Source organism: Herbaspirillum sp. CAH-3 (assembly GCF_009668275.1).
In the GTDB taxonomy this organism is placed as follows: Bacteria; Pseudomonadota; Gammaproteobacteria; order Burkholderiales; family Burkholderiaceae_D; genus Herbaspirillum; species Herbaspirillum aquaticum.
In genome coordinates this window covers 50,432-63,779 of the sequence record NZ_VSWE01000013.1, presented here as the reverse complement: position 1 = coordinate 63,779, position 13,348 = coordinate 50,432, and the positions used below count along the sequence as shown (strand labels likewise).

At 64.9% G+C, this 13,348-nt stretch carries 11 protein-coding genes; 2 read left to right on the top strand and 9 right to left on the bottom strand.

Features of this window, described 5'->3' with window-relative positions; genetic code table 11:
* Positions 1 to 24: 24 nt before the first annotated feature.
* From FYB76_RS17390 to FYB76_RS17380, 3 genes are read right to left on the bottom strand one after another with little or no spacing between them, the layout of a single operon-like run.
* A complete protein-coding gene (locus FYB76_RS17390) occupies positions 25 to 945 on the bottom strand; it encodes an SMP-30/gluconolactonase/LRE family protein (RefSeq protein ID WP_088756551.1) in 921 nt (306 codons plus the stop codon).
* Entirely contained in the window at positions 942 to 2,291 is a 1,350-nt protein-coding gene (locus FYB76_RS17385) for an MFS transporter (RefSeq protein WP_154134429.1), read from the bottom strand. The genes FYB76_RS17390 and FYB76_RS17385 overlap by 4 nt, the downstream gene beginning before the upstream one ends.
* Before the next feature lie 11 nt (positions 2,292 to 2,302).
* A complete protein-coding gene (locus FYB76_RS17380; RefSeq protein WP_154134428.1) occupies positions 2,303 to 3,250 on the bottom strand; it encodes an amidohydrolase in 948 nt (315 codons plus the stop codon).
* A gap of 127 nt (positions 3,251 to 3,377) precedes the next feature.
* Here FYB76_RS17380 and FYB76_RS17375 point away from each other — a divergent pair, with 127 nt between their 5' ends.
* Positions 3,378 to 4,259, top strand: a complete 882-nt coding sequence (locus FYB76_RS17375) for a LysR family transcriptional regulator (protein ID WP_088756554.1) — start codon at positions 3,378 to 3,380, stop codon at positions 4,257 to 4,259.
* Positions 4,260 to 4,302: 43 nt separating this feature from the next.
* Here the strand turns inward: FYB76_RS17375 and FYB76_RS17370 are convergent, their stop codons facing one another.
* Entirely contained in the window at positions 4,303 to 4,701 is a 399-nt protein-coding gene (locus tag FYB76_RS17370) for an SIP domain-containing protein (protein ID WP_229297014.1), read from the bottom strand.
* A 102-nt stretch (positions 4,702 to 4,803) separates the two neighbouring features.
* Entirely contained in the window at positions 4,804 to 5,061 is a 258-nt protein-coding gene (locus FYB76_RS17365; protein WP_154134426.1) for a hypothetical protein, read from the bottom strand.
* Between the two features lie 139 nt (positions 5,062 to 5,200).
* Between FYB76_RS17365 and FYB76_RS17360 the strand changes: the two genes are divergently transcribed.
* Positions 5,201 to 6,220, top strand: a complete 1,020-nt coding sequence (locus tag FYB76_RS17360) for a GNAT family N-acetyltransferase (RefSeq protein WP_154134425.1) — start codon at positions 5,201 to 5,203, stop codon at positions 6,218 to 6,220.
* A 30-nt stretch (positions 6,221 to 6,250) separates the two neighbouring features.
* On the opposite strand, the gene FYB76_RS17355 is transcribed toward FYB76_RS17360, so the two are convergent.
* The 4 genes from FYB76_RS17355 to FYB76_RS17340 form a co-directional block, all read right to left on the bottom strand.
* Positions 6,251 to 6,658: a DUF2000 family protein gene (locus tag FYB76_RS17355; protein ID WP_154134424.1), complete on the bottom strand. Its 408-nt coding sequence runs from the start codon at positions 6,656 to 6,658 to the stop codon at positions 6,251 to 6,253.
* A gap of 48 nt (positions 6,659 to 6,706) precedes the next feature.
* A complete protein-coding gene (locus tag FYB76_RS17350) occupies positions 6,707 to 7,582 on the bottom strand; it encodes an AraC family transcriptional regulator (RefSeq protein WP_154134423.1) in 876 nt (291 codons plus the stop codon).
* A 57-nt stretch (positions 7,583 to 7,639) separates the two neighbouring features.
* Positions 7,640 to 8,062, bottom strand: a complete 423-nt coding sequence (locus FYB76_RS17345; RefSeq protein WP_088756557.1) for a response regulator transcription factor — start codon at positions 8,060 to 8,062, stop codon at positions 7,640 to 7,642.
* 73 nt (positions 8,063 to 8,135) lie between these two features.
* Positions 8,136 to 13,271 (bottom strand): ATP-binding sensor histidine kinase, encoded by a 5,136-nt coding sequence (locus tag FYB76_RS17340; protein WP_154134422.1) that lies wholly within the window; start codon positions 13,269 to 13,271, stop codon positions 8,136 to 8,138.
* Positions 13,272 to 13,348 lie beyond the last annotated feature (77 nt).

Sequence of the window (13,348 nt, the reverse complement as noted above, 5' to 3'; positions counted from 1 at the left end):
GAAAATGAAGTCAGGGGACCACGCTCAAGCGTGGGAATACATGGGCAGGCCGGCCACCGGCACGTCGGCGCGCAGGATGGATCCGGTCTGGGATTCGGTGATGAAGAGGCTCTTGCCGTCGGCTCCGCCAAAGGCCAGGTTGGTGGTCGAGATGCCGGCCGTGGAGCGGATGCGCAGCAAGGGCTCGGCAAACTTCGACAGACGCCAGATGGAGCCGAAGCCGGTGTGGGCGATGTAGAGGCAGCTCTCGGCATCCAGCGCCAGGCCATCGGGACCGGCCATGCCGCCGTGCAGGTTGGCGAACACGCCGACCTTGCCGACCACGCCGTTGTGATGCAGCGGGATGCGCCAGATCTGCTGCGCCCGCGTGACCGCCACCAGCAGGTGGTTCAGGGCCGGGTCGTAGACGATGCCGTTGGGACTGGGGATGGTGTTGATGAGGCAGGTCAGCTGGCCGTCGGGCGACAAACGATACACGCGCCCGGTGGCATCCTGCAGGCCGGTCTGGCCCTGGTCGGTGAAATAGATCTCGCCCTTGGGCCCGAACACCAGGTCATTGACGCCCTTGAACCCTTCCGAACCGACCGTCTCCAGCAGTGGCGTGACGGTCCCGGTATCGGGATCGAGCTGCACCAGGCCGCGCTTGTAGTCGGTGATGACGATGCGGCCGCTCTTGTCGATTTTCAGTCCGTTGGGCCAGCCGTCGTATTCGGTGACCAGTTCCCATTGGCCATCCATGGTGATGCGGAAGATGCGGCCATAGGGAATGTCGGTGACGTACAGGCGGCCCTGGCGGTCGAAGGACGGGCCTTCGAGGAAGGAATCGATGGGCAGGCCGCCCCGGTTGGCATCGCCCCAGGCGTTCTTGCGGGGGGACCGGAAATGATCGGGCAAGCGGGTGAAAACGCTGGCCTCGACCGTGGGAGGCGGGGCAAAGAAGCTCATGCTGTTTCCTTGGAGGTGGAAGGGGCACGGGACGGATCACCCAGTGCCAGCGTGATGACGGCACCCAGCAGCAAGGCACCGGCCACGAAGATCAACGGATAGGTAAAGCCCTGGGTGGTTTCGCGGATGAAGCCGATCACCGAAGGACCGACAAAGCCGCCCAGGTTGCCGATGGAGACGATCAGCGCCAGGCCGCCGGCGGCTGCGCGTCCGGTCAGGAAGCCCGACGGGATGGCCCAGAAGGTCGCCTGGAACGACAGGATGGACGCCACCGCAATGGTGATGGCCAGCATCTTCAACAGCGGCGTATGCAGGAAGGCCGAGATCGCCAGCGACAGCGCCGCCAGCACGATGGCCCCTGCCACGAAGAACAGGCGGCGCTCGCTGCGATTGGCCAGGCGCGCCCACAGCGTCATGGCCACCGCGCCAACCAGGTAGGGAATGGCCGCGACCAGCCCGACCTGGTGCGAGGGCAAGCCGAACTCACGGATGATCTGCGGCAGCCACAAGCCGATGCTGAGCGAACCGAGGATGCCGCAGAAGTTGGCACCGGCCAATGCGAAGACGCGCCAGTTGGTGAAGGCATCCTTCAACTTGTTGCCATGGCGGGCGGCCAGCACGTTCTGCTCGGTGGACAACTCGTTTTCCAGCCACTGCTTTTCAGAAGGCGTGAGCCAGGCGGCCTTGGACGGACGATCCGGCAGCAGGAACAGGCACAGCACGCCCAGCAGCACGGCCGGCAATGCCTCCAGCAGCAGCAATACCTGCCAGCCCTTGAAGCCCCACATGCCGTGCAATTCCATGAGCGCGCCCGACAGCGGCGAACCGATGATGTTGGCCACCGGGATGCCAATCAGGAAGAAGGCCGTGGCCTTGCCGCGCCAGGCACCTGGGAACCACTGCGTGAAATACAGGTAGATGCCCGGCGTGAAACCGGCCTCGGCCATGCCCAGCAGGAAGCGCGCCAGTGCAAAGCTCTTGGGGCCGACCACGAAGGCGGTGGCCATCGAGATCACGCCCCAGGAAATCATGATGCGCGAAATCCACATGCGCGCGCCGAAGCGATGCAGCGCCAGGTTGCTGGGGATCTCGAAGAAGAAATAACCAATGAAGAACAAGCCCGCACCCAGCCCGAACTGCGAGGGTGTCAGGCCCAGGTCCTTGTTCATGGTCAGCGCGGCGAAGCCGACGTTGATGCGGTCCAGGTAGCTGACCACGTAACACAGCAGGATGAAGGGGATGAGGCGGCGCATCACCTTCTTCATCGTGGCTTCTTCGCTGACGGCGGCGGTCGCGCCCGCTGCGGCGGTGGCTTGCGCAATGGGTTGGGTGGAAACCTGCGACATGGTGCTCTCCGTCAGAATTGGTAAAGGCGGGCGGGGTTGTCGACCAGCACGGTGCGCAGCATCGCGTCGGACCCCAGCCACGTTGTCATGACATCGAGCAGGCGCGCATCATCGGGCTTGTGCTGCTCGGTCGGATGAGGCCAGTCGCTGCCCCACACGAGTTGCGACGGCGCTGTCTGCACCAGGGTGCGGGCCAGCGGCGCGACGTCCTCGTAGTCGGGCGCGCCGCGCTTGCTGTAAAGGTAGGCGCCGGAGAGCTTGACGCTGGCACGCTGCTGGCGCATCAGTGTGGTCACGAAATCGAAGACCGGATGTCCCGGACCAGCCTGCAGCGGGATGCGCGCAAAGTGATCGAAGACCAGCGGCACCGGCAATGCCGAGAGCAGCGTGCGATTGGCCAGCAGCACGTCATTGGGCATGTTGACCTGGAGATGCCAGCCCAGCGCTGCCACGCGGCGCGCCAGGGGCTCCATCATCTCCACGGTGGTGACCGCCCCCAGCGCCAGGTTGAAGCGCAATCCACGCACGCCGGCCTGGTGCAGGCGCTGCAGCTCGGCGTCGCTGACCTGGTCATTGACCACCGCCACGCCGCGGGCAGTCGCGCCCAGTTGCGCCAGCGCATCGAGGGTGCAGCTGTTGTCCACGCCGTAGGCCGAGGGTGTCACCACGACGTTGCGCGTCGTGCCCAGGCGCTGCTGCAGGCGGCGATACATGGGGACGGTAGCCGGTGCATGCAGCAGCTTGGCTCCCGGTGCCCACGCGAAACGCGGGTCATAGATATGCATGTGGCAATCACAGGCGTCGGCAGGCAGGCGGCTGGCGGCGCGTTGCGTGCCGGCAGAATGTTCATAGGGCTCGGTTTGCGCCAGCACCAGCGGCAGCTGGGCGACGGCGCCGAGGCCGAGCGCGATCTGCGTACTACGCCGCAGGAAAGCGCGCCGGGAAGGCAGGTTTTGCATCGTGCTGGTCTCCATGTTGTCGTCGCCGCAAGGGGCGAGGGTTCTTGTTTGGAGGGCAGTCTACGTGCGGGGATATTTAATGTATATTTGCTTTTATTTTATTATTCATAACTCCCAGGAATGAATCATGGACTTCCGCGATCTCAAGTATTTCGCCGTCATTGCCGAGGAAGGGCACGTGGGGCGGGCGGCCGAGCGGCTCTTCAAGACGCAGCCGGCGCTGACCAAGTGCATTGATCGCCTGGAAGAACAACTGGGGGCGCCGCTATTCGAACGAGTGGGTCGCGGCATTCGCCTGACCCCGGTGGGCGAGGCCCTGCTGCACCGCGCACGGCGCATCAGCCTGATGATGGATGAGACCGCGCGCGAGATCGGCGACTATGCGCACGGGCGTGAAGGGAACATCCGCCTGGGCTGCATCCCGACCCTGGCCGAACACATCCTGCCGGGTATCTGCCAGCAGTTGCTGGCCGAGGCGGAGAAGGTCACGATCGATCTCAAGGTATCGATGAACGATGCCCTGCTGGAAGGCTTGAAGGCGGGGGAACTGGATGTGGTGCTGGGGCCGATGATCCAGGATGACGAGCTGTTCCATACCGAAGAGATCATGCGCGACGAGATGGTCGTCATGGCCAGCCCCAATCACCCCATCTTCGACCGCAAGATCCGGCTGCGGCATCTGCTGGAGTATCAATGGGTGCTGCCTGCGCAATCGGTATTGAGCCGGCAATGGCTGGACAACGTGTTCGACCGCCATCACCTGTCCCGGCCCACGGTGCAGATCACCCCGACGGTGCTGAACATGATCATGCCGCTCATCGAGCGCAGCAACCTGCTGGGCTTTGCCTCCAAGCTGAACCTGCTGGCCGGGCGCGGTCACCTGCGCGAAGTGGTCTTGAAGGAAACCACCATGCTGCGCCGGATGGGATTGAGCTACCGGCGCGATACCTATCTCTCGCCGGCGGCGCTGAGGCTGATCAAGATCATTCGCGGGACCTCGCTGGACTGATGCAAGGTGTCCGCCGCTCTGCGTGCAACGAACACAGAGCTGCTCAATCCAGACCTCGCTTTCCCGCTGCCCAATAGGCCTTGGCCTTGATGCTGCGGTTACTGACTCCGGCGCCGTTGAGACGGCGCTTGATGGCCTGAATTGCCGCAGCGCGTCCGACGAGAATGAAATCCGTATCGGGCAAGGCCGCACGCAGTATTGCTTCGCTGACCTGCGCCAGATGCACATCGCCCGATAGACGCCGTACGACCATCGCATCGCGCAGGCCGAGCGCTTGCAAGACCTGACTCGTCTGCGCGATATCGTCCACCTCGAAGATCAATGCAGCCCCGGCATGCGGCTGCGCCTGAACCAGCGCAGCGGCCAGTCCGAGGCAGGTTTCATCACCGAAAAGCTGCGGCTGCTGCAATCGGTTCACCTCCAGCGAACCGCGCGGCCCCATGAATGACAAAGGTGCTCCTGGTTGGACGCTGTCAAAAAATGCACAGGTCGCTGTCCCGCCGTGCAGGTAGACGATGAATTCTGCACAGCCTTGCGCCGAATCCTAGGACACCGGCGTGTAAGTGCGATTCTCGAAACCCCTGCCAAGGCTGACCTGTATCTTGTCGCCTGGTGTCCAGGTCTGATGCTTGAGAGCATCTCCCTGCAAACGGATGCGCACATATTGCGCGCCCAGTCTTTCCACCGAGCTGATGGTGGCCTGTTTCAGCAGGAATCTCTTGAGCATGCGCGTGAAAGCGCCGTCGGCGGGCGCTTCCTGCCTGATGTCCTGGATCTCTTGCCGGTTCGCCGTGCTGGGCATGCGCATTCCTTTCGTCTTGGGGATGACAGCAGGACGAACCAGGGGAGCGGTTTATTGTGCTCAGGTGCGCCGGCCCGAACACGCGTATGCTGATAACCCCGTTACCAGCTGGCCGACGCAACTGCCCCGGTCCGTCACGATGACCCGCCCTCCCCTCGCCCGCCCGGCTCCGCTGGCGCTGTTCCGGCAAACCCTTCGCTCGGATCTCGGCCACCTGGTCGCCCTGCGTATCGCCGCCATGCGTCCCAGCCTGGAACAGGTCGGGCGCTTCGATCCCCAACGGGCGCGCGAACGCTTCACCAGCGGCTTCGTGCCGGAAGCGACTTTCCACATCATGCAGGCGGGCCAGGCTGCCGGATTCTTTGCGCTGGAGCGACAGACAGATACCCTGCGCCTGCGTCACCTGTATCTCCACCCGGACTTCCAGCATGGTGGCCTCGGTGCGCAGGTGCTCAGGCGCATCCTGGCCGATGCCCGCCGCCATGGCTGCAGCGTACGGCTGGCCGCACTACGCGACAGTCCCGCCAATGCCTTCTATCTGCGCCACGGCTTCGTAGAAGTCGGCGAGGAAGAATGGGACATCCATTACGAGCATCCCCGGCCTGCAGACGCCACGGCAGCGCATGCACCTGAAGCTTGCGTCATACGTTGGCTGGAGCAGGCCGACCTGCCCGCGCTCGATACGATCCTGCGCCAGCATGTCCGCGACCTGCACGATGGCAGCGTGGTCGAGACCGAGATCGCCGCCATCCGGCAATGCATGAACGGCGAGCCGGATGCCGAAGCTCGCTACCGCAGCTATCTGGTGGCCCGGGATGCGCAGGGCGTCGCGCTGGGCTGCATGGCGCTGTCCCGTCCGGATGCGCGCATCAGCAGCCATCTCGCACTGGATACGCACGGACAAGGGAGCGCGCTCGAATTGCTCAACGTCTTCGTGCATCGCGATGCCGTGCACGGACGGGGCATTGGCCGTGCGCTTCTGCACGCCGCCTGCGACGAGGGCCGTGCGGCCGGGGCCACCAAACTGGTGGTCAACAGCGGTCCGCGCTATCGCGCCAGCTGGGGCTTCTACGACCATCTTTTCGATGACGGCCACGGGATGATGATGGATTACTACGGAGCGGGCCGACATGCCAAGGTGTGGAGCATGGCGCTCTGATGGCCTGATGGCCTCAGTGCTGCGGGCGTGTTAGGAGTGCAGCATCAATCCCTTGGTCGCCTTTTCCACACCCTTCCTCGGGCCGCGCAAGGCGATGCCTACCAGGTCCATGTTGTCCGCATCTTCTGCCAGGAAGACCTGTCGATTGGCTTCGTCGTGCCCGGTGGCAAACATGGGAAACACATAGGCGGCCATCGTCAGTTCGCGCGCCAGCCCGGTGCGATGGGCTGCCTGCAGTCCGGCGAGGTCGGCCTCGAAGATCAGGATGGGCTGGCCGCACAGGCTGGCATAACGCTGGCCGCTGGCGTCCACGTAGGGCGCGCCCAGCGACTCCGGCGCAGCGGCGGCGATGCCGGTGGCGAGGAAAGCGGTGACGTTCAGGCGCTGCCACATGGGCAGGTCATTGCGCACCAGGATGGCAATTTTGGTATCGAACATGCGGATTTCCTTGAGGACTCTTGATCCGCCTCATCTTAGGAAACCGCCTCAGCCCCCGGCTAGAACGTTTGTGCAGGCACGGCGATAGGCCGCCGGCGTGATGCGGTAGGCGCGCCGGAACCAGCGACCCAGGTGGCTCTGGTCGGCAAACCCGGTATCGGCCGCAGCCTGCGCCGGATCCGCACCACTGGCCAGCAGGCGGCGCGCGACGCGCAGGCGCAGTTGCACCAGGTAGGCATGGGGCGAACTGCCGAAGGCCGCACTGAACTGGCGCGTCAGGCGAAAACGATCCAGACCGGAACAAGCCACCAGGTCCTCCAGGCTGAGGTCCTCGGCCAGCTTCGCGTGCATCAGTTCGCGCGCCCGTTGGAGCGCGGGAGAAGCGGTGGCACTGCGCTGCCTGCCGGGTTCGCGGATCCTGCCCGCCAGCAAGACCAGCATGCGGTCCAGCGACTCGTCCCGCGCCAGCCGCCCTTCACGCTGGTGCAAGGCCAGGAAGGCGCGGTGGATGGCCTGGGCCAGGGGGGCGTCATCATGCAGGGTCTGGTCAAAGGCGGCAAAGCCCGACACGGCGGGCAACTGCAGGTGCTCGGCCATGGCGGCCAGCCAGGGCTGCGGGAGGTAGAGCATGGCGTAGGTGAAACCGCTCTCGTGGGGCGCATGGCCGTCATGGATGGCGCCCGGTTCGATGAGGATGGACTTGCCAGGCGTGCTCACATGCAAGGCGCGTCCACAGCGAAAGCGCTGCACGCCCTGCAAGGTGACGCCGACCAGCATCTCGTCGTGCGCATGCGGATCGTAGGCATGGCCGGAAAAGTGCGCGCTGATGCTCTCGATGCCACTCTCATCATCACGGCGCAGGTCGACCCATTCCCGCCGTGGGAGGGCAAACGAGCTGGCAGGGTCTGGGGACGGGTTCTCCATCCGGCGATTCTAGCCTCAGCACCCGCCTGTTGCTGGCTGGTACACGAATCGCCGACTTCAGCGCCCCCCCGCGCCGCGCGCTGCCAGTACCTTCTCCACCAGTTCGAGCAGGGCTTCGTCGCTGAAAGGCTTGTCCAGCAAGGCTTGCGCACCGAGGGCGATGGCACTGCTGCGCATGGCCTCGTCGGCATGCCCGGAAATGAAGATCACCGGGACACTCTTGCCGGACTCGGTCAGGGCTTCGTAGAGCTGGAAACCGGACATGCGTTTCATCTTGACATCACTGATGAGGCAGACGCAGGTGTCAACGAACTCCGACTCCAGGAATTCTTTCCCTCCGGAAAAACTGTGCGCGTCAAAGTCCATCGAATGCAGCAACGTGGTCACCGACCAGCGCACTGATTCATCATCATCGACGACACACAGCGGGCCGCGGCAATCGATGATCTTGACGTCGGCCCATTCAGATTTCACGTTCATGCCTCATGATAAAGCCCTCGCCCGCACTCGCCATTCACCTTAGGTATAACTTGCCGCACATGGCCCTGCTGGCCTATACCGGTGGGCGGGAACGCGCCAACGGCAGGGCCATCACGAACAGCGCCCCGCCGCCAGGACGATTTCCCGCAGCAAGACTTCCGCCATGCGCCTCGCTGATGCTGCGGCAGATCGCCAGGCCCATGCCCAGTCCGCTCTCCTTGGTGGTGTAGAAAGGTTCGAAGATCCTTTCCGCCTGCTCGCCGCCGAGCCCTGGGCCACTGTCGGCAATCTGCAGTTGCACCTGCTGCCCGGTCCCATGGGTGCTGATCTCCAGCTTGCGCGGATGGCCGGGCGGCTGTTCGCTCATGGCTTCGCTGGCATTCTTGAGCAAATTCAGGATCACCTGCTGCAATTGCACCTTGTCTCCCTCGACCGCCAGGCGCGGCTCCAATGCCAGCGTGATATCGATCTCGCGGGCGCTGATGTCCTCCGCCAGCAAACCGGCCACTTCCGAGACCAGCTCGGTCATGTCGATGGTGTCCAGCTCTGCCGGCGCTTGCCGCGCCAGGCCACGCAAGGCGCGGATGATCCCGGCCGCGCGCAGCCCCTCCTTGCGCACCCGCTGCAAGCCATCCTGCGCGCGCTCGATATCGGGTGTGGCGCGGTTGAGCCAACGCAGCGTGGCTTCGGCCGAGGTCACGATGGCACCCAATGGCTGGTTGATCTCATGGGCGATGGACGCTGCCAGGTTGGCCAGCACGGTCAGGTGCGCATTCTCGACCAGTTCGGTACGGGCCGCATGCAGGCTGCGTTCGGCTGCGCCACGGGCATCGCTCTCGGCAATGAGTTGCTCATAGAGCCGGGCCGATTCCAGGGCGACCGCCATCTGCGGCGCCATCAATTCCAGGCGCGTAAGGCGCGCGGCATGAAATACGCCGGGCGCCAGGTTGTTTTCGAGATAAAGCACCCCCAGCAGTTCGCCCCCGCGCAGCAGCGGCAGGCACAGCACCGAACGCAAGGCAGCCGCGTCCTCCCGCTGCAGGCGCATGGAAACCGCATCAGACTGGGCATCATGCAGGCTGACCGCCTGCCGGGTACGGATCACCCGGTTCAGCAAGGGTAAGGGAATCACGCCCTGGGTGGGCTCCACCAGGGCCACCGAAGTCTGGATGCGCTGCTCGACCAGTCGCGAGGAGGCCTCGATCATCGGCCCGGCCTGGGTCATGCGCACCAGCACGCCATATTGGGCAGCAGCATGTTGCAGGAACTCGCCCATCATGGTCTCCACCAGCTTTTCCCTGACGGATTCACGCGAGAGCGCCTGGGCCGCGCGCAACTCCAGCTGCCAGGCAGTGCCCGGCTGTGCTTGCGCCTGCGCGCCGGTATCGCCTTGCAGCCACGCCTCGTCGACTACCACCTCCTGAGCACGGATGGCAGCGGCCTTGCTGGCGGCGCCCCAGCGCTGGTAGGCGGCACGGGCCAGGCGTTCGTGCTGGACCGCGGCGACGTCCAGCGACTGGCGGCGACACAGCTCGGCCGCCAGTTCGTGCGCCAGCGCCTGCTCGTGCGGGAAACCTGCCGCATGGGCGGTGCGCGCAGACTGCTCGAAATGCATCAGCGCCTGCAGGGGCTGTCCCTCCAGGCGCGCCAGCTCTCCCTGCAGCAACAGGAGCTTGTTGTGGAAGGTATGGCGATTGGTGCCGGCCCACACCGCGAAACGCTCGCATTGCGTGCGCAGCAGCGTCATGACCGCCTGTTGCGCCTGGGCACCGGATGCGTGACTGCGCGCCACTGCCAGGGCGTGGAAGAGATGACAGTCCGCAATATTGATGTGCGCAGGAATGGCCCGGATAAAGGTGAGCGAACGTTCCAGCAGCGTATGCGCCAGCGCCCATTGCTGCCGGTAACCGGCCAGCATGCCGGCATACAGCCAGATCCAGAAACGCGTGGCCAGTGAGCCGGCACGCGCGGCGCGGTCTTCGCAGCGGGCCAGCCATGCCTGTGCATCTTGCGGCTCAGCCGGCGGCGGCCCCTTCATCAGTTGCACGGCAAATTCCTGCTGCGACAGGATCAGCAATTCGATATCGAGATAGCCGATGGAACGCGTCAGCGCCAGTCCCTGCTCGGCAGCTTCGTCCACCAGCGGCAAGGCTTCGCCCATGGCCAGCATGTCGGAAACGATGTGGTTGCAGGCATAGCAGGCCATGCCGATATCACCGCAGGAGATGCCGCGCTGCCGCGCCTGCTGGGCGTATTCCAGCGCCACTTCCAGCGGCTGGGTCCAGGCCGCGATCTGATCCAGAGCCACCAGGGTAGCGATGCGGCCGGATTCGTAACCATGCTGATCCACCAGGGCCAGGGCCGCCAGCCCGAAGGCATGACCGTCCTCGAACAGGCCGTAGTGGTGCGCGCTGAAGACGCCGAACCAGGCCAATCCATAGGGCGAATCGACGGTCACACCATGGCGCAAGCTCAGTTCCACCAGCTTGGCCAGGTGGGTGAAGCTGAGGTCATCGGCAAAGAACACCGAAGACATCAAGGTCGACAGCAAGGACATGGCTGCGCAGACCTCCTCATCCTGGCACAACGGCAAGTCAGCCAGCGAGGCAATCGGACGACCTCCCAATGCCTGCATGGCATCCTCAAAGGCCTGCCGGACCTGGTGACGGTCAGGATCGCGCTGGAGCACGATGCCGAGGATGCGCAATCCGGTCAGCGAAGCCTCGATGGCCTGTCCATAATCGGAGCGCAGGGTGTGCAGCACCGCCTCAAGCCGATACGCCGACGCGCGCGCAATCGGGGACACGGCGCGCGGCAACATCGCCTGGATGCGCTCGGCAGCCTGTGCCAGGGATACCTTGGCCACCAGCAGCTCGCATTCGATGAGCGCGGCCTCGTAGGCCAGCGCATGGTGATCCTGCCACCAGGTCTGGTCCATCAGTGCCTGTGCGGCGCGTACGTAGTCGGCCGCGCGCTCCACCGCTGAGGCCTGCTGGGCCAGGCGCGCCGCCAGCAACAGGATTCGGGCGAAGGCGGGCCTTTCGATGGCCAGCAGATCGTCCAAGGCGATCTTCTCGATCTGGTTGCCGATCTCGTAGGCATGTGCTTGCCCGTCATCATCCCAGCAAGCGAGCATGCTGCGCGCCACGCGCGCATGCGCTGCGGATTTTTCCTCGGGCGGGGTCAGCGCATAAGCTGCCTCCAGCACACGGTCATGCTGGAATACGCAGGCCGCACCGTGGCGTGCGATCATGCCGCTGCTGCAAAGCTGGTCGATGGCTGCCAGGAATACGGCAGCCTCCAGGCCGCAGGCGCGTTCCAGCAAGACCATCTCGCTGCGGATACCGATGCAGCCGAATTGCTGAAGTACCAGGCGCGCAGGACCGGGCAGGCGGCTGATGCGCTGGATCATCAGGTCCACCACATGCTCGGCATGGCCCGCCAGCAGGCCCTTCTCTTCCAACCATCGCCAGCCTTCGCCGCCACCGACCAGCTCCAGCGCGCCATCGTCGATCCAGCTTTGGAGCAACTGGCGGGCGAAATAAGGATTGCCGCCCGATTTTTCATGCAGCACCTGTACCAGGCTGCCCAGTTGCTCACCGGACTGCGTCAGGGCGTCGTTGACAATATCGCCGAAGGCGCTGGACGACAACGGTTCCACCGTCAGTTCGAGCAGGCGCAAGCGGCTATGGCGCCGGGCATGCAGGGCCTGCTGGCAGCGCTGCGAGAAACTTCCTTCATGATCGCGGTAGGCGCCGACCAGCAAGACGTTGGCAGGCGGATCGGCGAAGAACTCATCGAGGAAGGACAGCGTGGCCTCATCGGCCCAATGCAGATCATCCAGCAACACCACCACGGGCTGGCCGCTTCGGGCGAAGGCCTCGACGCTGCGTACCAGGGCGCGCTCGGTACGGATCCGGCCCTGTGGGGTGAGGATGCTCAAGGCCGGAGCAGACGAACCCAGCAGGTGGCGCGCCTGCGGCACCAGCCCGGTGACCAGGCCGGCATTGCCGCTGACCAGGCCCTGCCAGCGCGCCGCCAGGTCGTCCACTGCGGACTGCTGCTGGCCAAGTGCGTCGACCACCAGCATGTGCACGGCCTGCGCGATCACCGCATAGGGAATGGCGCTGCCGAGCTGATCGCATTTTCCGGCACCGACGGCGGCGCCGCACTCGTGCGCGCGCTTGAGCAGCCAGCGGGCCAGCGCCGATTTGCCGATGCCGCCGCGCCCGCCGATCATCACAACTTCCGTGCCCCCCGTCTCGCATACCCGGTCCAGTGCCTGCTGCAACTTGTCCAGCTCCGGTTCGCGGCCATGCAGGCGCTCTGACCGGAGGTGCGCGGCCAAGGTAGCGGCGGCGTCGAGCTCGAAGGGGGTGATGAAGCCGCTGCCCAGGTATTCGCGCTGGCAACGCAGCAAATCCGTCAGCAGGGCCGTCGCGGAGGAATAGCAGGCAGCAGCCGTCTTGGCCAGCAAACGTGCGACCAGTTGCTCCAGCGGTGCCGGAACATCGCTGCGCAGCGATGACAGCGGGCGCGGCTCGATGGCGCTGTGAACGTACTGCCAGTCGCTGACCTGCTCCTCCGGCCACGGCGCGGCAGCGGCCAGCAGGCGGAAAAACACCTGACCCAGGGCGTACAGGTCGTGATAGACACCGGCCTGGCCCTGCTGTGCGGGCTGATAAGGCAGGGCACGGGAAGACGCGATGAGCGATCCGTCTTCACCGCCCGCGCTGGCGCCGACCAATAGCATCTCGCCTGCCGCCGCATGATAGATGTGTTCCGTGCGCAGGTCCCCATGGAGCAATCCGGCCGCATGCCATTGCCCCAGCTTGCGGGCACAGGCAATGGCAATGACCAGGAAGTCCGCCAGCGGCAGGGGGGCAAGTCCGGCTTGCAGACAGGGATTCGTCTCCGAGGCCGGAAACAGCAGAATCAGCGCATCGCCCTCCCACACCGCTCGCGGGGCCTGGTCCGGGCAGGCCGATGCGATCCTGCGTCCGAACCGCATCTCGCGTTGCAGCCGTGCGTGCGCCTGGACATGCGACAGCGCAGCGCGACGGGCGATCCAGGAATCACCCCCGACGGGGTCCTTCAGCCATAGTGTGTCGATGCCTTCATCGCTGTCCAGCAGTTGCGCTGCGCAGGATGAGATCCGGCAGGTTTCCGGAGAGGTGACGAAAGGGGCGCTGCGGGCGGCATCGGGCATCGGCGTGATCGGGTCGGAAATCGGGTAGCGAAGCAGAGGTAACGGCGGCAATGACTTGCCCCGACATTCTAAGCAAG

What these genes read in the sequence shown, in the direction of transcription:
- FYB76_RS17390 (WP_088756551.1), bottom strand. Translation starts at nt 945, where the DNA reads ATGAGCTTCTTTGCCCCGCCTCCCACGGTCGAGGCCAGCGTTTTCACC.
- FYB76_RS17385 (WP_154134429.1), bottom strand. Translation starts at nt 2,291, where the DNA reads ATGTCGCAGGTTTCCACCCAACCCATTGCGCAAGCCACCGCCGCAGCG.
- FYB76_RS17380 (WP_154134428.1), bottom strand. Translation starts at nt 3,250, where the DNA reads ATGCAAAACCTGCCTTCCCGGCGCGCTTTCCTGCGGCGTAGTACGCAG.
- FYB76_RS17375 (WP_088756554.1), top strand. Translation starts at nt 3,378, where the DNA reads ATGGACTTCCGCGATCTCAAGTATTTCGCCGTCATTGCCGAGGAAGGG.
- FYB76_RS17370 (WP_229297014.1), bottom strand. Translation starts at nt 4,701, where the DNA reads ATGGGGCCGCGCGGTTCGCTGGAGGTGAACCGATTGCAGCAGCCGCAG.
- FYB76_RS17365 (WP_154134426.1), bottom strand. Translation starts at nt 5,061, where the DNA reads ATGCCCAGCACGGCGAACCGGCAAGAGATCCAGGACATCAGGCAGGAA.
- FYB76_RS17360 (WP_154134425.1), top strand. Translation starts at nt 5,201, where the DNA reads ATGACCCGCCCTCCCCTCGCCCGCCCGGCTCCGCTGGCGCTGTTCCGG.
- FYB76_RS17355 (WP_154134424.1), bottom strand. Translation starts at nt 6,658, where the DNA reads ATGTTCGATACCAAAATTGCCATCCTGGTGCGCAATGACCTGCCCATG.
- FYB76_RS17350 (WP_154134423.1), bottom strand. Translation starts at nt 7,582, where the DNA reads ATGGAGAACCCGTCCCCAGACCCTGCCAGCTCGTTTGCCCTCCCACGG.
- FYB76_RS17345 (WP_088756557.1), bottom strand. Translation starts at nt 8,062, where the DNA reads ATGAACGTGAAATCTGAATGGGCCGACGTCAAGATCATCGATTGCCGC.
- FYB76_RS17340 (WP_154134422.1), bottom strand. Translation starts at nt 13,271, where the DNA reads ATGCCCGATGCCGCCCGCAGCGCCCCTTTCGTCACCTCTCCGGAAACC.